Below are 20210 nucleotides of genomic sequence, written 5' to 3'. Positions count from 1 at the left end.
CGCCGAAGCCTCTTCCTGACGAGGGCAGGCATTCTACCGGATTTTGTGCGTCATCGCCTCGCCGACGACAAGGCAAATGCCATGCCGATGACAAATCGTGCCCATGAAAAAACCGCCTTCGCATCAAGGATGCAAAGGCGGCTTGGGTACCGCAGCAGTCGCTACACCGGATCACCGGCCAGCCACTGCAAATCAGCGATTACTCGCCGACCACGACCACACGGACAGTGGCAGTCACTTCAGCGTGCAGCTGCAGCACGATGTCGTATTCGCCAGTGTTGCGCAGCGGGCCTTCCGGCATGCGGACTTCGCTCTTGGCGACGTCGATGCCAGACTGGGCGATAGCTTCGGCCAGATCACGCGGACCGATGGAACCGAACAGCTTGCCTTCATCGCCAGCCTTGGCGACCAGGGACAGTTCGATTTCGTTCAGCTGAGCGGCACGCGCTTCAGCTTCGGCCTTGCGCTCTGCTACCTGTGCTTCCAGCTCAGCGCGCTGAGCTTCGAAAGCTGCCTGGTTTTCAGCAGTGGCCGGAACTGCCAGGCCGTACGGCAGCAGGTAGTTGCGACCGAAGCCAGCCTTGACGGAAACCTGGTCACCCAGGTTACCCAGCTTGCCAATCTTGTCGAGCAGAATGACTTGCATCTCGTAAACCTCTTATCGATGACTGCCGGCGAGACGTGCGCGAAAATCCGCAAAGACGTCCACAAGCGCCAACAGCAGCAAAATCAGAATCGTGGGCCAGGTGGTCAGCATCATGAAATAGACGCCGACGAGCCATAACCCGCTCATCCCCTTTAACCCGATGTAACCATGTACCAGGGCAATGCCCGCCACCAGCAGCGGTATCCAGATCAGCAGGAGCACTGCAGGCACATTGAGCAGTACGCCAATGATCCCGCAGGCTGCCAGTATCAGGATTTCGGGCAAACTCAGCCGAAAGGCATGGAATTCGCGGCGAAACCCACCCGGATTGTAGAGCCCGGACTGCCAACTACGCGCCAGGGCCAGACAGCCCGTGGCGGCCAGCAGGACTACCAACCCGGTAATACCACCGATGACCAGCCCTGCGAGCTGTTCAGTCGGTACACCTTGAGCGGCAAAGTCGTTCAAGCGTGCGTCGAGCTCAGGGGCATTCTCGCGAATGCTCTCAAGCAGTGGACCGGCTCCGCCTGGTGGCAGGAATATCCCGGACTGCACCATCAGTGCCGCCGTCAGGCTGGCGCCTATCAGCGCCTCACCCCATCGCACGCGAGCGCGCAACAGGGTTGCCATCAGGGTGACCAGCAATACGGTTGCCAGAGGCACCGGATCGCCTTGTACCCACCACCAACCGGCCGGAACGGCGGCGGCGATGACTACGGGTGCGGCAGGCGCAAGGCCACGCCGAAGCGTGACCAGCGCACTGATGGCGGCACTGAACCAGAAGAACCAGGGCACGATTCCCGTCAGCAATGCAATCGCGATGCATTGCAGGGGGCCGCGCATGGCCCAGCGTGCCAGTGCCAGCATCATGGTGTCGCCTTACTGGTGGCTGTCGCTGTACGGCAGCAGAGCCAGGTAGCGAGCACGCTTGATGGCGGTCGCCAGCTGACGCTGGTAGCGTGCCTTGGTGCCAGTGATACGGCTCGGGACGATCTTGCCGGTCTCGGTGATGTAAGACTTCAGGACTTCGATGTCCTTGTAGTCGATCTGCTTCACGCCTTCAGCGGTGAAGCGGCAGAACTTGCGACGACGGAAAAAACGTGCCATTGCAATGACCTCCTGGGGGTGCGGTATCAGTTAGCGTCTTGAGCTTCGGATTCGTCACGCTTGTCTTCGCGACGCGGACGCTTCTCTTCAGCCGGCTTCATCATCGGAGACGGCTCGATGGCCGCTTCCTTTGAACGCACAACCAGGTTACGGATGACGGCGTCGTTGAAACGGAAGATGGTTTCGAGTTCTTCAACCACCTCACCGGTAGTTTCGACGTTCATCAGCACGTAGTGGGCCTTGTGGATCTTGTTGATCGGGTAGGCCAGGTGACGGCGACCCCAATCTTCCAGACGATGCACAGTACCGCCGGCTTCGGTCACGATGGAGGTGTAACGCTCGATCATGGCCGGAACCTGTTCGCTCTGGTCCGGGTGGACCATGAACACGATCTCGTAGTGACGCATGGCTTGGCTCCTTTCGGTTTGACAGCCCCCACGGCGCGTCTCGGGCCGGGAAGCAAGGAGTGGAGTGATTACTACGGTTGTGCCATTCAGACCCGAAGGCCACGAAAGACGCGCGCGGGCAAGGACAGGTGCCCCCATGCCGCGCATTCACTGCAGACTGCACTTCACAGAACCGCAGTATTGTAGAGAGGAGTCAAGGGCTTGGCAAGCGGGCCGTGAAAGACAGCCCGCTCGTTCCGCCGGCCGTCTTTCTCTTGCCTCTCTCTTGCCTCTGCCCTGCCTGCCTGACTATCCCCTGCCGACAATTGCCTCAGCCGCGGCGCTGACGCACGGCCTCGAACAGGCAGATGCCCGCGGCAACCGAGACATTGAGGCTGGAGACGCTGCCCGCCATCGGCAGCTTGATCAGGCTGTCGCAGTGCTCGCGGGTCAGACGGCGCATACCCTTGCCCTCGGCCCCCATCACGATGGCGACCGGGCCGGTGAAGTCGGCTTCGAAGGCCATGGATTCGGCTTCCCCCGCCGTACCCAGCACCCAGACACCGGCTTCCTTCATGGCGTCCAGCGTGCGGGCCAGATTGGTGACCTGATAGACCGGCACCACTTCCGCAGCCCCACAGGCCACCTTGCGCACGGTCGCGTTCAGGGAAGCCGACTTGTCCTTGGGCACGATGACGCCATGGGCGCCCGCGGCATCGGCGCTGCGCAGGCAGGCACCGAGGTTGTGCGGATCCGTGACGGAGTCCAGCACCAGAAACAGCGGAGCTTCTTCGTGGGACCAACCATCAAGACGCAGCTTGAGGCCGGTCTCGTTCTCGGTGGCCAGTGGCGCGCACAGCGCGACCAGCCCCTGATGGGCACCACCGCCGACGGCCAGTGCATCCAGCTCCTCGCGCCCCTTGAGGGTGACGCGCGAGCCGGCGGCACGCGCCTGCTCGATGATCTCGCTCAGGCGCAGCTCGGCCTCGCCCGCCTGCACCCATAGCTCGCTGGGTGCACGATCTCGTGCCAGCAAGGCTTCCACGGCGTGCACGCCATAGACGGCTTCCAGCCCACCGGGAATCTTCGGCGCGGCGGCGCGAGCACCACCCTTGCGCGCCCCGCCACGCTCATGACGCTGAGCGCCGCTGCGCTCGCCTCGGGAATGCTCACTTCTGGCGTGGCTAGCACGCTCGCCGGCGGGCTTGCCGCGGCCGGGCTTGCGCCCCTTGTCCTGACTCATTGTGCCTTCCTGACTGATGACCCGACGGGCCCTGTCACATTGACGGAAACTGAGCTGCCGCCGACGCGACAGCCTTGAAATCGTGCAGTCTGACGACTGCCCAACGCATCAGCCCCGACCGGAGCCGGGGCTGATGCAATTGCAATGACGCGCGAGGAGCCGAGCCGAGATCAGCTACGGCCGTTACCGCGACGCCCGCGCGAGCGCGAACCCCGCTTGCGCGACGGATCGTCCTTGCCTGCGGCACCCATCGGTGCCACCGGCGCGAACGGACTGTCGGCTGCTTCCGGGCCACTCGGCACGGCCGGACGCGCTGCCGCCGGCGCTTCAGGCGCAGACTCACGCTCATTGCCAGCAGACGGCTTGCGCTCTCCACGGCCTGAGCGGTCATTGCGCTCACCGCGCGGTTTGCGCGGCGGACGCTCACCTGACGGTTTTTCGGCCGCCGCCGCGCTGCCATTGCCCTCCTGGCTGACTTCTTCAGTCAGGGACTTGAGACGCTCGCGTTCACGCTTGCCGGGGCGTCCCTTGGAAGAGGACTCCTTGCCGGTAGGTGAGCTGCTCTTGGCCGCAGATGACTTGTCACCCTCTCGCTCGCTGCTGCGCGACTTGCGCGGCTTGCGCTTGGGACGCGGCGTCGGGTCGCTGAGCATGAAGTCGATCTTGCGCTCATCCATGTCGACACGGGCCACCTGGACGGTGACGCCATCGCCGAGACCATAGCTGACGCCGGCACGCTCACCCTTGAGGCGGTGCTTCTCGGCCTCGTAGTGATAGTAGTCGGACGGCAGCGAGGAGATGTGCAGCAGGCCCTCGACGTAGTAGGCATCCAGACGCACGAACAGGCCGAACTGGGTGACCGCCGCGACGGTGCCTTCCAGCACTTCGCCGACCTTGTCCTTCATGAACTCGCACTTGAGCCAGTCGTTGACGTCACGCGTCGCCTCATCGGCGCGGCGCTCGGTCATCGAGCAGTGCTCACCCAGCTCGAGCATCTGCTCGAAGGTGTACGGGCACCACTTGGTCGGGCGCTCGGTCACGGCGTCTTCAGCGCGCAGCACGGTGTCGGTCTTGCGCGGGCCACGGATGACGGAGCGAATCGCACGGTGCACCAGCAGATCCGGATAACGACGGATCGGCGAGGTGAAGTGCGCATAGGCATCGTAGGCCAGACCGAAGTGACCTTCGTTCTGCGGCGAGTAGACCGCCTGGGTCATGCTGCGCAGCATCACGGTCTGGATGATGTCGAGGTCCGGACGCTCGGCGATCGAGGCACGCAGTGCCTGGAAGTCCTTGGGTGCCGGCTCGTCACCACCTTCCAGCGTCAGACCCAGCTCGCCCAGGAAGGCACGCAGGTTGTTCAGACGCTCCGGTGCCGGCTGCTTGTGGACACGATAGAGGGCCGGGAGATCGTGCTCATCCAGGAAGCGTGCCGTGGCGACGTTGGCCGCCAGCATGCACTCCTCGATCAGCTTGTGCGCATCGTTGCGGGTACGCGGCACGATCTGCTCGATCTTGCGCTCATCGTTGAACAGGATCTGCGTCTCGGTGGTCTCGAAGTCGATGGCACCACGCTTGTCACGCGCCTTGCGCAGCACACCGTACAGCGCATGCAGGTTGTGCAGCGACGGCAGCAGCTCATTGTACTGCTGGCACAGTGCCTGACCTTCCTCACTTTCCGGGTCGGTCAGCATGGTGCCGACCTTCTCGTAGGTCAGGCGTGCATGCGAGCGAATCACGGCTTCGAAGAAGCGGTAGTCGAGCATCTCGCCACTGCCGGCGGAGATGGTCAGCTCACAGACCAGTGTCAGACGATCGACATGCGGGTTGAGCGAGCACAGACCGTTGGAGAGCAGTTCCGGCAGCATCGGCACGACCTGCCCCGGGAAATACACCGAGTTGCCGCGCACGTAGGCTTCCTGATCCAGCGGACTGCCGCCACGCACATAGTGGGAGACATCGGCGATGGCGACCAGCAGCTTCCAGTTGCCGCTGTCGTCCTGCCAGGCACAGACGGCGTCATCGAAGTCCTTTGCGTCTTCGCCATCGATGGTGACCAGCGGTGTCTCGCGCAGGTCGATGCGACCCTTCTTGTCTTCTTCCAGCACCTCGGCGGAGATGGTCGAGATCTGGTCTTCGACTTCCGGCGGGAATTCACTGGGGATATCGTGGGAGCGGATCGCGATATCGATTTCCATGCCCGGGTCCATGCGCTCACCGAGCACCTCGACCACTTCACCCACCGGCTGAACGCGTGTAGCGGGCTGCTGAGTGATGCGCACGGACACCACCTGGCCGTCCTTGGCTCCATTGGCCACGCGGTTGGGGATGATGACTTCCTGCGCGATGCGCGAGTTCTCGGGAATCAGCACACCGAAGTCCGGCTCGGACTGACGATAGATGCCGACCAGGGTCTGGGTGTTGCGCGCCAATACCTCGACGATGGTGATCTCGTCACGGCCACGACGGTCACGGCCGCTGACGCGCGCCAGCACCTGATCGCCATGGAAGACGCGACGCATCTGGCGCGGCGGCACGGCGAGGTCCGGCTTGACGCCATCTTCGCGCGCCAAGAAGCCGAAGCCGTCACGGTGACCGACGATGCGGCCACGGATCAGGTCCAGCTTGTCGATCAGGGCATAGGCGCCGCGACGATTGCGCAGCACCTGACCGTCACGCTCCATGGCATTGAGACGACGACGCACAGCTTCCTGCTGCTCCTCGTCCTCGAAACCGAGCATGCGGCTCATGTTCTCGTGGGTAATGGGCTTGCCATACTCTTCCAGCTTGTCGAGCAAGAACTCTCGGCTGGGGATGGGCTTGTCGTACTTATGGGCTTCGCGTTCCGCGTGCGGGTCGTCGCTGAGCGTCCATTGGGTCATTAATCAGGATTCCTTGACGATGAATTCGAGACGGGCAGCGATCGCGGCACGGAATGACAGGTTGTCTCTCATCCGCGCATTATAGCCTCTACCCTTGGGCCGACCCAACCATTCCCCGCCACTCATCACGGCGGAGGGGCCATTCAGTGCTCTCAATGGCGCCCCGAGGCCTGACTCTCAAGTCTGAAAGCTCGCCAATCGATGAGCTTCATCTGTCTGTCCTCTCTCTGCCCTCTGTCTATCCTCATGAAGCGAGAGAGGCTTTCTGCGGCTAGATCAGCAGGCATGAAAGAAAAAGCTTGCATTCCCTCAGTACATCCGTATTATTCGGCACCACTTGCCCAGATGGCGGAATTGGTAGACGCGCTAGCTTCAGGTGCTAGTGTCCGTATGGACGTGGAGGTTCAAGTCCTCTTCTGGGCACCAATTTCAGGTTTCATGTTGGCGTGACACACGTTAAGATGGATACCAGAAAACGGGTAAAGCATTTAAGTTTCAATAACTTGACTGCTGATCCGGGTCTGCGGACCGAAACGAGTTCTGATGTCTGCCCAGGTGGCGGAATTGGTAGACGCGCTAGCTTCAGGTGCTAGTGTCCTTATGGACGTGGAGGTTCAAGTCCTCTCCTGGGCACCACGGACGTCAGACTCACAACGAACGACTCCTGTATCGCGCTTCGCCCAGATGGCGGAATTGGTAGACGCGCTAGCTTCAGGTGCTAGTATCCGTAAGGATGTGGAGGTTCAAGTCCTCTTCTGGGCACCACGATGCGCACTCGAACAGGGAACATGGCATCCACTACCAAGGATCTCATGCTCGTTCAGCTGCAAGACTCAGTTCTTGAGGCTTCAGCACACAACTTGATGCCCAGATGGCGGAATTGGTAGACGCGCTAGCTTCAGGTGCTAGTGTCCTTATGGACGTGGAGGTTCAAGTCCTCTTCTGGGCACCATCAAGTTGATATCCGATGCATCCTCGCAGCGCCTGCTGCTCACATCGCGATACTCCCCCTCGCAATACCCTGATTGCCTCACCCTCTTGTTTTGCCCAGCCCCACAGCGCCCTGCGTTGTCTTTCGCATGCCCCGACGATAATACCGCCCTCCTCATGCGCAACTTGTCCACACCCGTTGCCATGCCTGGCGCTGTGGATAACTCTTTTCAGCCGCCCTCTTCTCGTCAGACCTGGTTCTGTCGGACCTTGGCTTGGCGCTGATAGGCTCCTATGTCACCTGCCTCTCCCTGTGCGCTCAATAACGTGATGGCGTACGACTGAAACTGTCCACCTGCCAGCCATCGCGCACGACTTGCGCCTCGAGGCGCTGCTCGACGTCATCGGGAAGCTCATGGAAGAAGTCCAGCCCTGTCAGAGACTCGATGCGGTCGATGCTGACCAGAAAGCGATCCAGCGGCTCATCTCCCCTCACCTGCTGCGGAAGGAGAAATGCCAGCGCACGCGGTGCCTGCCGGCCCGAACCGGGCGAGATGATGATCTTGTAGAAGGCATCGGGAATCTCGATCAGATTGGGCAGCCGCTCGATACTGCCGCTGAAGACCGGTCCTGCCGTGATCCACAGCGCGCCTTCACGCGGCAGGATGCTGTCCATGATGGCGGCTTCCAGCCGTTGCCAGAGCTTGCGATTGAGTGCCGGTGTCTGTGGCGAGATATTCGTCATGCGGAAGGTCTGATGCTGCGCCTTGACGCCGTAGATCTTGCCGATGGCGTAGTTGGGCGCCAGATGCCCACGGTCATAGCCACTGTTGCGATAGCTATCCGGCGTGACGGGCCACAGTGAGCGCCAGTCGCGCTCGAACTCGTCAGGACGCTCCCCCAGCCGCGACCCCTGGGTATTCTCGAGTCGCCATGTCACCCATAACGGGTTGGCACGCAGATCAGACCAGCCCACCAGATAGGCGTCGCTGCGCAAGCCGCGCGCCAGCGTCTTCCAATCCAGTGCACGCGCCTGCGGCACGCCCTGCCAGACGTAGAACTGCTGGTAGTCGCGCTCCTGCCACCACCAGAGCCCACCTCCCACCAAAGCAAACACCACGCTGACCCCGAAGCCTCGCCACAGCTTGCGGCCGGCCGAGCGAATATCATCCATCACATCCAGCATCCCGCCATTTCCTTCTTGTCGTTGCAGTTACCTCGGCAAGGCATGCATTCATCATTTCGCCATGGCTCGCGGGCCACAGCGATGTCATTCACGCTACTGCGTGGCTTCCATCATGCCAGAGTTATGCCAGCGAGGCTGACGGTTGCCCCAACTCAAGCCACAATAAGCAGGTAGCACCCGCTTGATGCACCATCGGCAAGCAGAGACCTCCTGACAAGTCTGCCCGAACACTGATGGCGCAGAACCTGACCACACGTTCAGCATCTGGCATGCCACCTGCATCCATGAATGTCAGCAAGCGGCCAGCAATGCCACACAGAGTGCCCCTCAAGGCACCGGTGGCACCCGCGACACTGCAACGATTGACATGCAAGCGCCTCCTGACAGGCGAGCCGTGACCGCAGCACATCCCGACGGTTGTGCTCCATTGATGAGAAGGAATCCGACCATGGCCAATCAGAGCCGCCGTAACTTCATGCGCAACAGCCTGCTGGGGCTTGCTGCCCTGCCGCTGGGCGCCACCATGCTCTCCCCCCGCGCCCTTGCCGCCGACCTGCCGCGACTGGATACCTCCAACCCACAAGCCAAGGCGCTCAACTACGTGGAAGTCGCCAGTGAAGCCGAGGACCACCCTACCTTCAAGCCGGGCTCGGACTGCGCCAACTGCATGTTCTACAAGCCCGAGAACGAAGGCTGCCAGCTTTTCCCAAGCCATAGCGTCGAGCCGAAGGGCTGGTGTCAGTCCTGGACCAAGCGCCCGGCCTGAGATGCTCAACCGGAACCCTCTGGCTGTGAGCACTAGAGCCCACTGAAACAAGAAAACCGCCGCGAGGGTGTCCTCACGGCGGTTTTTTCATGCCTGCCTTATGCCGATTGCGCGCCGATCAGGGCTGGCATCCCTCGACACCTACTCGACCCGCCATGAGCATCACCTGAAGCCCTGTCAGCCGGGATTGGCGTCCTCCGGCAGTGGCCACTGGTAGCGCCTTGCCACCTCATCGTTCTCCATCGACTCCAGATGGACAGGAAAGCCCCACAGCTGATGCAGATAGCGCATCACGGGGTAGACGCTGCGCGCCAGCGGGCGCCGATCATCCTGCACATGGCGCAGGGTCAGCGAGCGATCCCCGCGAATGTTGGCGGCCCACACCTGGATATTCGGCTCACGGTGGCTCAGCGCGTACTGCACGCACAGCGCCTCACGAATGCGCTTGTAACCACGACTGTCGTGAATGGCGTCAATGACGAGATGCTCATCGCTGTCATCATCGACCAGCGAGAACAGCTTGAGATCCCGGATCACCTTGGGCGACAGGAATTGCTGGATGAAGGACTCATCCTTGAAGTTGCGCATCGCGAAGTGCACCGTTTCCAGCCAGTCGCTGCCGGCGATATCCGGGAACCACTCACGATCCTCATCGTCGGGGTGCTCACAGATACGCTTGATATCGGTGAACATCGCGAAGCCCAGCGCATAGGGATTGATGCCGTTGTAATGCGGGTGATCGAAGCCGGGCTGCTGCACCACCGAGGTATGCGACTGCAGGAACTCGAGGATCACGCCCTCGCCGATCAACCCCTCATCGTAGAGCTGATTCATGATGGTGTAGTGCCAGAAACACGCCCAGCCCTCGTTCATCACCTGCGTCTGGCGCTGCGGGTAGAAGTACTGCGCCAGCTTGCGCACGATACGTACCAGCTCGCGCTGCCAGGGCTCCAGCAACGGGGCATTCTTCTCGATGAAATAGAGCAGGTTCTCCTGCGGTTCCGGCGGATAGCGGCCGCGACGATGCAGACCGAGAGGATCATTGACCTCATCGACCACCTCATCCTCTTCGCCCGCCTGGGGAATCGTGGTCCAAAGCGCATTCACCTGGGCCTGCAGATAGGCCTCACGCTCCTGCTGACGCTGGACCTCCTCTTCCGGCGAGATGGCCGATGGACGCTTGTAGCGATCCACGCCATAGTTCTGCAGAGCATGGCAGGCATCGAGCAGCTGCTCGACGGCGTCCACGCCATGACGCTCCTCGCACTCGGATACGTATTTCCGCGCGAAGACGAGGTAGTCGATGATCGCCGAGGCATCGGTCCAGGTGCGGAACAGATAATTGCCCTTGAAGAAGCTGTTGTGGCCATAGCAGGCATGTGCCATGACCAGAATCTGCATCATCAGGGTGTTCTCTTCCATCAGATAGGCGATGCACGGGTCGGAGTTGATCACCAGTTCGTAGGCCAGCCCCATCTGCCCTCGCCGATACGCCTGCTCCACCGACAGGAACTGCTTGCCGAACGACCAGTGATGGTAGCCGACCGGCATGCCGATACTGGCGTAGGCATCCATCATCTGCTCGGACGTGATCACCTCGATCTGGTTGGGGTAGATATCCAGATGGTACTGCGCGGCGATGCGCGCGATCTCGCTTTCGAAATGCTCGAGCAATTCGAAGGTCCAATCCGACCCGCTGGCCGGTTGGGTATCTTCGAACCGGCTATCGATGTGCTTGCCCATTCGGTCATCAAGACCGCCATCAAGACCATGGCTCATGAGGCCTCCTGACCCGGCGCGACTGCCGGGCACGTCGCATGATGTGATCAGGCGCTGATGCGGCGCTTGAACAGCTCGCGGAATACCGGGTAGATATCGCCTGCCTCGACGATCTGCTGCATGGCAAAACGTTCCGGAAATTCCGCCTCGACCCGCTCGTACTCCTCCCACAACGCCTGATGGGCATGCGGCGTGATCTCCACATAGGCGTAGTACTGCAGGCGCGGCATCAGCTTCTTTATCATCAGTTCGCGACAGTTGGTGGAATCATCGTCCCAGTTGTCGCCATCCGAGGCTTGCGCCACATACAGATTCCACTCACCGGCCGGATAGCGCGATTCGATCACCTCATCGAGCAGCGTGAGGGCACTGGACACGATGGTGCCGCCGGTTTCGCGGGAGTAGAAGAACTCCTCCTCATCGACTTCCTTGGCAGCGGTGTGGTGACGGATGAAGACCAGCTCGACCTTCTCATAGTTGCGCTCCAGGAACAGATACAGCAACAGGAAGAAACGCTTGCCGATGTCCTTGTGCGCCTGGGTCATCGACCCCGAGACATCCATCACGCAGAACATCACCGCCTTGTTGGACGGCATCGGCTGATTGATGAGGTGGTTGTAGCGCAGATCATAGGTATCGAGGAACGGCACCGCCTTGAGGCGCGCCTCGAGCCGCTCGATTTCCGCCTTGAGCTCACTGATGCGCACCTTGTTGCGCAGCACCGGGTCCTTGCGCTCCTCCTGCTCCAGCGCTTCGACAGCCTCCTTCAGCGCCCGCTTGATCGGGGAACGCATCGCGATGCGCCGCGCCTGTGCCGAGCGCATCGAGCGAACGATGTTGATACGTGCCGGTGTGCCGTCACGCGCAATCCCCGCGCGTACCGGGCGCACCTCTTCCATGTCCGCGATCTGCTTGCGCTCCAGATGCGGCAGTTCCAGCCCGTCGAAGACGAACTCGAGAAATTCCTCACGCGACAGGGTGAAGGCGAAGTCGTCTTCCCCTTCGCCCTGATTGGAGGCCTGGCCTTCGCCACTGCCACCTCCCCCGCCGCCACCACCGGGACGGCGCATGCGGTCCCCTTCGACAAATTCCTTGTTGCCGGGATTGATCACACGCCGCTTGCCGCCCTGCCCGTGCTGGAACACCGGCTCGGAAATGTCACGCGTCGGGATGGAGACTTCCTCACCGCGCTCCATGTCGGTGATGGAGCGCCGATTGACGGCATCCTCCACCGCCCGCTTGATATGACTGCGATAGCGCCGAATGAAGCGCTGTCGATTCACTGCACTCTTGTTGCGTGCATTGCTGCGTCGATCAATGAAATAACTCATTCGCCCTCCTTGCCGGCCCCGCCCTCAGCGGATGGCCGGATGGCAAGTGCCGGCGGCAATCGAGCCCGCCGGCAGGCCTGTCGTCAGTCGGCAGGGCTTACTGCGACTTGCGTACACGCAGGTACCATTCGGACAACAGGCGCACCTGCTTCTCGGTGTAGCCGCGATCCACCATGCGCGCCACGAAGTCCTCGTGCTTGCGCTGATCAGATGCCGAGGCCTTGGCATTGAAGGAGATGACCGGCAGCAGCTCTTCGGTATTGGCGAACATCTTCTTCTCGATCACCGCACGCAGCTTTTCATAGGACTGCCAGCTCGGGTTGGTACCGTTGTTCTGCGCCCGTGCGCGCAGCACGAAGTTGACCACCTCGTGACGGAAATCCTTCGGGTTGGAGATGCCCGCGGGCTTCTCGATCTTCTCCAGTTCCTCGTTGAGTGACTGACGGTCCAGCAGTTCGCCGGTCTCGGGATCGCGATACTCCTGCTCCTGGATCCAGAAGTCGGCATAGGTCACATAGCGATCGAAGATGTTCTGCCCATACTCGGAATAGGACTCGAGATAGGCGGTCTGGATCTCCTTGCCGATGAAATCGACGTAGCGGGGTGCCAGGTATTCCTTGATATAGCGCAGGTAGCGCTCATGGGTTTCCTTGGGCAGCTGTTCCTGATCGAGGCGCTGCTCCAGCACGTAGAGCAGATGGACCGGATTGGCCGCGACCTCACTGGCATCGAAGTTGAAGACCTTGGAGAGAATCTTGAAGGCAAAGCGCGTCGAGAGCCCGTCCATCCCCTCGTCAACACCGGCGCTGTCGCGGTATTCCTGGATCGATTTGGCGCGCGGATCGGTATCCTTGAGGTTCTCGCCGTCATAGATGCGCATCTTCGAGTAGACGCTGGAATTCTCCGGCTCACGCAGACGTGACAGCACGATGAACTGGGACAGCATGCGCAGCGTATCCGGGGCACAGGGCGCCTGATTCAGCGACGAATGCTCCAGCAGCTTGGCGTAGATCTTGACCTCCTCGGAGGCACGCAGGCAGTAAGGCACCTTGACGATATAGACGCGATCAAGGAAGGCCTCGTTGTTGCGGTTGTTGCGAAATGCCTGCCACTCGCTCTCGTTGGAGTGCGCCAGCACCACGCCATCGAAGGGAATCGCGCCCATGCCTTCCGTCGGGTTGTAATTGCCCTCCTGGGTCGCGGTCAGCAGCGGGTGCAGCACCTTGATCGGCGCCTTGAACATCTCGACGAATTCCATCAGCCCCTGGTTGGCCTTGCACAGCCCGCCGGAGAAGCTGTAGGCATCCGGATCGTCCTGGGCATAGAGCTCCAGCTGACGGATATCGACCTTGCCGACCAGCGCAGAGATGTCCTGGTTGTTGTCATCGCCCGGCTCTGTCTTGGAGATACCGATCTGATTGAGGCGTGAGGGATAGAGCTTGACCACGCGGAACTTGCTGATATCTCCGCCATATTCCTTGAGCCGCTTGGCAGCCCACGGCGACATGGCACTGCGCATGCAGCGCCGAGGAATGCCGTACTCCTTCTCGATCAGCTCACCATCTTCCTCCGGCGAGAACAGCCCCAGCGGAGACTCGAATACCGGCGAGCCCTTGATGGCATAGAAGGGGATCTGCTCCATCAGCAGCTTGAGGCGCTCCGCCAGAGACGACTTGCCGCCGCCCACCGGGCCGAGCAGATACAGGATCTGCTTGCGCTCCTCCAGCCCCTGCGCCGCGTGCCGGAAGTAGGAAACGATCTGCTCGATAGCCTCTTCCATGCCATAGAACTCGGCAAAGCTTGGATAACGGCGGATCAGCTTGTTGGAAAAGATACGGGAAAGACTGGGGTCCTTGGCGGTATCGATGACCTCCGGTTCACCGATGGCCGCCAGCATGCGCTCGGCAGCGCTGGCGTAGGCAGTAGCGTCCTGCCGGCACAACTCCAGGTACTCCTGGAGACTCATCTCTTCTTGCTGAATCCGCTCATAGCGGCTCTGCACGTGATCGAAGATGCTCATGGAAGCCTCCTTGTCGCGACATCAGTCGCTGGGACCATCGCCGGGCCCACTCAGGTAAGACCGCAAGATTCGCTCGTCCGCTCAGCCTGGATAGCGTACGCAGGACGGCTGCCTCGGCGTGTTTATCAGCATAGGTCGATATAGGGTGCAGGTGTCCAATACAGTGAGTGAATGCATTCAACGAACTTTCCGCCGGCGGAGCCAGTTCTGCCAAGCACCGCAGCATCTACGGCAGCCAGTGGGTCAGCAGACACTACGTTCGCGCCTCAATGCCCCTGACAACGCGTTGAAGAAAGCTTTGAAAGACGCGAAAACTCGACCAATGCTTCTGCTGTCGCGGGTGATTCACTCATGTCATGTTGCACCGCAGCACACCCTGAGCATAGGAACAGACTGACGGTTGACGCCAGTCACTCGCACGCCCAGACGACACTGCATACCAGCCAGTCGAGCAAGAATGATCGCGTCCACACCTCTCACCCGACCACCCCCGCCGCTCTTCACACAGCCTCCTGCTTCGCCACAAAGACCATGAAGACAAAGACTGGCGACGAAGTGGCTACCAACCTGATCAGACTATTGCCTCAGTCACACATGACGTTGACCAGACCGGACAACAGGCTATAAAAAAATCCCCATCGCCGGGGCGATGGGGATTTCGAGGGAGGCGCTCACGCCTTGGGGACCGCCTGAATCGAGAGACTCACAGCACGTCGCGAATATCCTTGAGCAAGGCATCGAGCAACTCGGTGGTGGTGTTCCAGGAGCAGACGAAGCGCGCGCCGCCCGCACCGATGAAGGTATAGAAGGTCCAGCCACGCTCACGCAGCGCCGCCAGCACATGCTCGGGGAAGCTGGCGAACACGCTGTTGGCCTCGCTGGGGAACAGCAGCTCGATGCCCTCCAGCGCCTCGAGTCGCTCGGCCAGATACTGCGCCATGCCGTTTGCATGACGGGCGTTGTTCAGCCAGACATCATTTTCCAGCAGCCCCATCCAGGGCGCCGCGATGAAGCGCATCTTGGAGGCCAGCTGACCGGCCTGCTTGCAGCGATAATCAAAATCGCGTGCCAGCTTGCGATCGAAGAAGATCACCGCCTCTCCCATGGCCAGACCATTCTTGGTGCCGGAGAAGCACAGCACGTCCACGCCCGCCTTCCAGGTCAGCTCAGCGGGCGAGACACTCAGCGCGGCGCAGGCATTGGCGAAACGGGCACCATCCATATGGATCTGGAGGTCATGACGGTCTGCCACTTCACGAATTGCCTGCAGCTCTTCCAGGCTGTAGACGGTGCCGACCTCGGTGCACTGGGTCAGGGAGATCACCCGCGGACGCGGATAGTGGATATCGCTGCGCTTGGTGACCAGCTGCTCGATGCCTTCCGGCGTCAGCTTGCCGTTGGGGCCCGGCGCGTTGAGCAACTTGGACCCGTTGGAGAAGAACTCCGGCCCGCCGCATTCATCGGTCTCGATATGGGCCAGTTCGTGGCAGATGACACTGTGGTAGGACTGGCACAGATGGGCCAGCGACAGGGAGTTGGCGGCGGTGCCATTGAAGACGAAGAACACCTCGCACTCGGTCTCGAACAGCTGACGGAAGCTGTCGGTGACCTGCTGCGTCCAGCGGTCATTGCCGTAGGCGAGATCGTCATCACGATTGGCCTGCATCATGTACGCCATCGCCTCGGGACAGATACCGGACGTGTTGTCACTGGCCAGAAAGCGTGAAGTGCACGCTTCATCGGCAGCAGAGGTCGCAGCGGGGGTCGGGGCAATGGCGTCAGTCGTCATGGGAATTTCCAGAGCGGGACAGGGGATCACCCTGTCCGGTGAAACAGACACGGCTCCCGGATGGCAGGAGCCGCTGCAGAAACTCCATCATAACAGCGCTGCACGCCGCCGCCAGTGGCAGGTGAATGCTGCACGCAAGCCACCGGATGGCGCCTAGCGAGAGGAGACGAGCCAGATGACACTCGCCTCGCCAGCACCCTCAGATGGCCTGCAACGCCGGATAACCTCGCCGCCCCTGCAAGCCGCCGCTGTGCAGCACGCGAATGCGCGTACCGCGTGCGATCAGACCATTGACCAGATGGTGCGCCAGCGCCGCAAACAGCTTGGCGGTGTAGACCGGCTCCACCGCAACGCCTGTCTCGGCCTCGAAGCGCTGAATGAACTGGATCAACCAGTCAGGTGCCTTGGCAAAGCCGCCGGCCTGCGCTCCCAGCCACAAGCCCCACTCCGGCGTCTTCTGCTGGCTGCCGCCACTCTCCGCCAGCAGGCGACGCACACGATGATAGAGCTGATCGCCATGATTCATGGTCGGCACCCCGATGACCCGCAGCCCATCGCGCTCACCCAGCGCACTCAGCACCCCCGCGAGCGTCGTGCCGCTGCCACAGGCCAGCAGCACCAGCTGCGGCGCAGACTCGCCCGGCACCGGCTCGGCCAACGCCTGGGCCAACGGTGCCAGCCCGGCGACACCCTCCGCGCAACCGCCACCCTCGGGAATCCATACTCCCTCGCCATGGCGCCTGGCAAAATCAGGCTGGTCGCGCTGCCGGTACTCTGCTCGCGAGACGAAACTCAAGCGCATGCCATTGTCACGTGCATCGGCGAGCGTGGGCGTCAGCGGCGCTTCGGGGTGCCCGCGCACCAGGCCATGCGTCTCGATGCCCAATCTGGCACCCGCCGCCGCCAATGCATGCAGATGGTTCGACCACCCCCCTCCACAGCTGATGATACCCCGCTTCTCGCTCAACGCCCTGGCCAGCGGCAGACGCAACTTCCAGGCCTTGTTGCCGGAAATCTCGCTATCCAGCGTGTCGGCGCGCAGGCACTCGACGATCACACCGGCCTCATCGGCCAGCGGCCACGCCAGGCGCTCGACCGCTGGCGGCGTGAACAGATCCAGCAGGCTGTCCAGCGTCTCGGCTACCGGCGGGGAGGCGGCCTGCGATGATGAAGCCCGAGCGCCCTCCCTCTTCGGCGGCAAAGGACTGTCCTCGGTGTCCGGCATCAGAGCCTCAACGGTGGCATGGCGTGAGGCGGCGGCGTGCGGTGACATGAGCAGATCCCATCGTGGCGGCAAGGCAGAAATCAGAGCGCATCGAGCCGCTGGCGCGGCGCCCGAGGCAAACTCTGAAGACGACAAAGCCACCACGGAGGCACATGCAACAAAGGCACGGCGTCCGCGGTGGCTTCCATCAGTCTAGGCAGTGGTCAGGCTCAGCTCAACGCTGAATATCCCCATGCGTGATCGCGGTCAACTCAAAGGGCAGCGGCCGCCATGGTGCCCTGCGCGATCGCACGCTTGGCATCCAGCTCTGCCGCCTTGTCGGCGCCACCGACGATATGCAGCTCCACCCCCGCCGCCTCCAGAGGCGCCTTGAGCTCCAGCACCGAATCCTGCCCGGCGCACAGCACGATGCTGTCCAGCGCCAGATGCTGCTCTTCGCCATTGAGGCTGACGGTCAGGCCTTCGCTGTCGATCGAGCGATACTCACAGCCGGCGACCATCTTGACGCCACGCTGCTTGAGGGTCGCGCGATGCACCCAGCCAGTGGTCTTGCCCAGCCCCTTGCCGGGCTTGGAGGTCTTGCGCTGCAGCAGCCACACCTCACGTGGCGCCTGCGGTATCACGGGCGCCTTGAGGCCGCCAGGCGTGCTGACCGAGAGATCTACCCCCCACTCCTCGCACCACAGCTCACCATCCAGCGAGGGCGACGGCTCGACGTGGGTCATCAGCTCCGCGACATCGAAGCCGATCCCGCCAGCCCCGATCAACGCCACGCGACGCCCGACCCGCTCCGGTGCGCTGATCGCCTCGGCATAGCTGAGCACCTGACCCCGCTCGATACCGGCTTCGACACCCTCGATATCCGGCGTCCGCGCCTTCACGCCCGAGGCCAGAATCACGGCATCGAATTCCGCCAGTATCTCGGCGGTGGCGCGGGTATTGAGACGCACCTCGACCCCACAACGCACCAGCTTCTCGTTGAAGTAACGCAGTGTCTCGTCGAACTCTTCCTTGCCGGGGATGCGGCGTGCGAAATTGAACTGGCCCCCCACCTCGGACTGCGCCTCGAACAGCACCACCTCGTGGCCACGCTCTGCCGCCGTCACGGCGGCAGACAAGCCGGCAGGCCCTGCGCCTACCACTGCCACACGGCGCTCATGTCGCGCGGGCTCGATCACCATCTCGGTTTCATGACAGGCGCGCGGATTGACCAGGCAAGAGGTCAGCTTCATCTGGAAGGTGTGATCGAGACACGCCTGGTTGCAGGCGATGCAGGTATTGATGATGGCAGCATCGTCCGCCTTGGCCTTGCTGACCCATCGCGGATCCGCCAGGAACGGTCGCGCCATCGACACCATGTCGGCATGGCCCTCGGCCAGCACCGACTCGGCAACCTCAGGCATGTTGATGCGATTGGTGGTGATCAGCGGCAGGCTGAGCTCCTGCTTCATGCGCTGGGTCAGCCCGGTGAAGACAGCGCGCGGCACGCTGGTGACGATGGTCGGCACACGCGCCTCATGCCAGCCGATGCCGGTATTGATCAGGCTCGCCCCCGCCGCCTCGATGGCCTTGCCGAGCGCAACCACTTCATCCCAGGTGCTGCCCTCGTCGACCAGATCCAGCATCGAGAGGCGATAGATGATCAGGAAGTCCTCACCCAGCGCGGCACGGATACCGGCGACGATCTCCACCGCCAGGCGGATGCGATTCTCGAAGCTGCCACCGTACTCATCCTCGCGCTGATTGGTGCGCCGACAGATGAACTGGTTGATGAAATAGCCTTCTGAGCCCATCACCTCGACGCCGTCATAGCCGGCCTCGCGTGCCAGGCTGGCACAGCGCACGTAGTCGGCGATCTGCTCCTTGACCTCCGAGGTGCTCAGCGCGCGTGGCGTGAAGGGGTTGATCGGCGCCTGAATCGCCGAGGGCGCGACCTGATCCGGTGAGTAGGCATAACGCCCCGCGTGAAGGATCTGCAGACAGATGCGCCCATCCTCGGCGTGCACCGCCTCGGTGACCTCGCGATGGTGCTCCGCCTCCTCCGGGGTGGTCAGCTTCGCGGCCCCCTGCATGACAGCCCCTTCCGCGTTCGGCGCGATACCGCCCGTGACGATCAGCGCCACACCATGGCGTGCACGCTCACGATAGAACGCCGCCAGGCGCGCGAAGCCATTGGGAGTCTCCTCAAGCCCCGTGTGCATGGAGCCCATCAGCACACGGTTCTTGAGCGTGATATGGCCCAACGTCAGCGGACGGAAGATATTCGGATAGGCAGTCATTGCGGTCTCTCCTTGGCTGTCTCGAGCACCTCGGACAATCATTGTTGTATCGCGCCGCCGCCATTCTCATCAGCAACACTCATGAGTCATGGCCATCAGCAGTAACAGGTCGTCAGGACATCAACGGCTGAGGTCAGATGGCAAACGGTCGTATGAAACGAATGATCCCAGTGTAGAGCATCGCGCCCCGGGCTCAATACTCCCAAAGGCCACATCGCGAATGAGACCAGAGATGACAGCAGCGAGGGGAAAACCGTGCAGGATACCCATCAACGGGGGGAGGGGAGCGTCGCGATGTCCACCGAGAAGGCCGACAAGCCGGGAACAGGGCCAGATCGAGACGTAGAGAGGCAAGAACGGGAGACAAGCGAGGCTGGATCAGTACTGAAGACTTTTCGACAGCCAGAAACGCAAAAACCCGAGCTCGAAAGCTCGGGTTTCACGAATTCTTGTAGATCGAATGGCGGACCGGACGGGACTCGAACCCGCGACCTCCGGCGTGACAGGCCGGCATTCTAACCAACTGAACTACCGGTCCGCATTGGTGGGTGATACTGGATTCGAACCAGTGACCCCAAGCATGTGAAGCTTGTGCTCTAACCAACTGAGCTAATCACCCAACACAAACGATCTTTGCTGCA

14 protein-coding genes and 6 tRNA genes are annotated in these 20210 nt (G+C 61.8%); 5 read left to right on the top strand and 15 right to left on the bottom strand.

What is annotated here, in order from left to right; all coding sequences use genetic code 11:
- Nucleotides 1–199 precede the first annotated feature (199 nt).
- From rplI to rnr, 6 genes are all read right to left on the bottom strand, one after another.
- Complete coding sequence (gene rplI / locus AC5WNI_RS01715; protein ID WP_175089989.1) at nt 200–646, bottom strand: 50S ribosomal protein L9; 447 nt, start codon at nt 644–646, stop codon at nt 200–202.
- 12 nt (nt 647–658) lie between these two features.
- A complete protein-coding gene (locus AC5WNI_RS01710) occupies nt 659–1513 on the bottom strand; it encodes a hypothetical protein (RefSeq protein ID WP_285460619.1) in 855 nt (284 codons plus the stop codon).
- A 12-nt stretch (nt 1514–1525) separates the two neighbouring features.
- A complete protein-coding gene (gene rpsR, locus AC5WNI_RS01705) occupies nt 1526–1753 on the bottom strand; it encodes a 30S ribosomal protein S18 (protein ID WP_024952281.1) in 228 nt (75 codons plus the stop codon).
- A 26-nt stretch (nt 1754–1779) separates the two neighbouring features.
- The gene (gene rpsF, locus AC5WNI_RS01700) at nt 1780–2160 is read right to left on the bottom strand and encodes a 30S ribosomal protein S6 (RefSeq protein ID WP_043334756.1); all 381 of its coding nucleotides are present in this window, start codon (nt 2158–2160) and stop codon (nt 1780–1782) included.
- A gap of 310 nt (nt 2161–2470) precedes the next feature.
- A complete protein-coding gene (gene rlmB, locus AC5WNI_RS01695; RefSeq protein WP_368448000.1) occupies nt 2471–3382 on the bottom strand; it encodes a 23S rRNA (guanosine(2251)-2'-O)-methyltransferase RlmB in 912 nt (303 codons plus the stop codon).
- A 170-nt stretch (nt 3383–3552) separates the two neighbouring features.
- Entirely contained in the window at nt 3553–6264 is a 2712-nt protein-coding gene (rnr, locus tag AC5WNI_RS01690) for a ribonuclease R (protein WP_285460547.1), read from the bottom strand.
- 339 nt (nt 6265–6603) lie between these two features.
- On the opposite strand from rnr, the gene AC5WNI_RS01685 reads away from it, so the two are divergent.
- The 4 genes from AC5WNI_RS01685 to AC5WNI_RS01670 all read left to right on the top strand — a co-directional run bounded on the left by AC5WNI_RS01685 (nt 6604) and on the right by AC5WNI_RS01670 (nt 7216).
- A tRNA-Leu gene (locus tag AC5WNI_RS01685) sits at nt 6604–6690 on the top strand.
- A gap of 123 nt (nt 6691–6813) precedes the next feature.
- Nucleotides 6814–6900 (top strand) — tRNA-Leu (locus tag AC5WNI_RS01680).
- Nucleotides 6901–6942: 42 nt separating this feature from the next.
- Nucleotides 6943–7029, top strand: a tRNA-Leu gene (locus AC5WNI_RS01675).
- Between the two features lie 100 nt (nt 7030–7129).
- Nucleotides 7130–7216: transfer RNA gene (locus tag AC5WNI_RS01670), tRNA-Leu, on the top strand.
- Between the two features lie 297 nt (nt 7217–7513).
- Here AC5WNI_RS01670 and AC5WNI_RS01665 read toward each other — a convergent pair.
- Entirely contained in the window at nt 7514–8380 is an 867-nt protein-coding gene (locus AC5WNI_RS01665; protein ID WP_254627112.1) for a DNA/RNA non-specific endonuclease, read from the bottom strand.
- A gap of 448 nt (nt 8381–8828) precedes the next feature.
- On the opposite strand from AC5WNI_RS01665, the gene AC5WNI_RS01660 reads away from it, so the two are divergent.
- Entirely contained in the window at nt 8829–9146 is a 318-nt protein-coding gene (locus AC5WNI_RS01660) for a high-potential iron-sulfur protein (protein ID WP_487885591.1), read from the top strand.
- 177 nt (nt 9147–9323) lie between these two features.
- Here the strand turns inward: AC5WNI_RS01660 and AC5WNI_RS01655 are convergent, their stop codons facing one another.
- The 8 genes from AC5WNI_RS01655 to AC5WNI_RS01620 all read right to left on the bottom strand — a co-directional run bounded on the left by AC5WNI_RS01655 (nt 9324) and on the right by AC5WNI_RS01620 (nt 20188).
- Nucleotides 9324–10889 (bottom strand): SpoVR family protein, encoded by a 1566-nt coding sequence (locus tag AC5WNI_RS01655; protein WP_254627129.1) that lies wholly within the window; start codon nt 10887–10889, stop codon nt 9324–9326.
- An 83-nt stretch (nt 10890–10972) separates the two neighbouring features.
- A complete protein-coding gene (locus AC5WNI_RS01650; protein WP_107335619.1) occupies nt 10973–12256 on the bottom strand; it encodes a YeaH/YhbH family protein in 1284 nt (427 codons plus the stop codon).
- Between the two features lie 97 nt (nt 12257–12353).
- Nucleotides 12354–14276 carry a PrkA family serine protein kinase gene (locus AC5WNI_RS01645; protein ID WP_175089999.1) on the bottom strand — a complete coding sequence of 641 codons (1923 nt, stop codon included), beginning with the start codon at nt 14274–14276 and terminating at the stop codon, nt 12354–12356.
- A gap of 703 nt (nt 14277–14979) precedes the next feature.
- Nucleotides 14980–16065, bottom strand: coding sequence for a threonine aldolase family protein (locus tag AC5WNI_RS01640; RefSeq protein ID WP_175090001.1), 1086 nt, complete (start codon nt 16063–16065; stop codon nt 14980–14982).
- A 199-nt stretch (nt 16066–16264) separates the two neighbouring features.
- Nucleotides 16265–17338: a 1-aminocyclopropane-1-carboxylate deaminase/D-cysteine desulfhydrase gene (locus AC5WNI_RS01635; protein WP_175090003.1), complete on the bottom strand. Its 1074-nt coding sequence runs from the start codon at nt 17336–17338 to the stop codon at nt 16265–16267.
- Between the two features lie 203 nt (nt 17339–17541).
- Nucleotides 17542–19569, bottom strand: coding sequence for an FAD-dependent oxidoreductase (locus AC5WNI_RS01630; RefSeq protein ID WP_487886401.1), 2028 nt, complete (start codon nt 19567–19569; stop codon nt 17542–17544).
- A 461-nt stretch (nt 19570–20030) separates the two neighbouring features.
- Nucleotides 20031–20107: transfer RNA gene (locus AC5WNI_RS01625), tRNA-Asp, on the bottom strand.
- A 4-nt stretch (nt 20108–20111) separates the two neighbouring features.
- A tRNA-Val gene (locus tag AC5WNI_RS01620) sits at nt 20112–20188 on the bottom strand.
- Nucleotides 20189–20210: the final 22 nt, after the last annotated feature.

The organism is Cobetia sp. PDI-12MA, from assembly GCF_059507695.1.
Note: the sequence above shows the minus strand (reverse complement) of the source record. Positions and strands in the feature narration are given on the sequence as shown.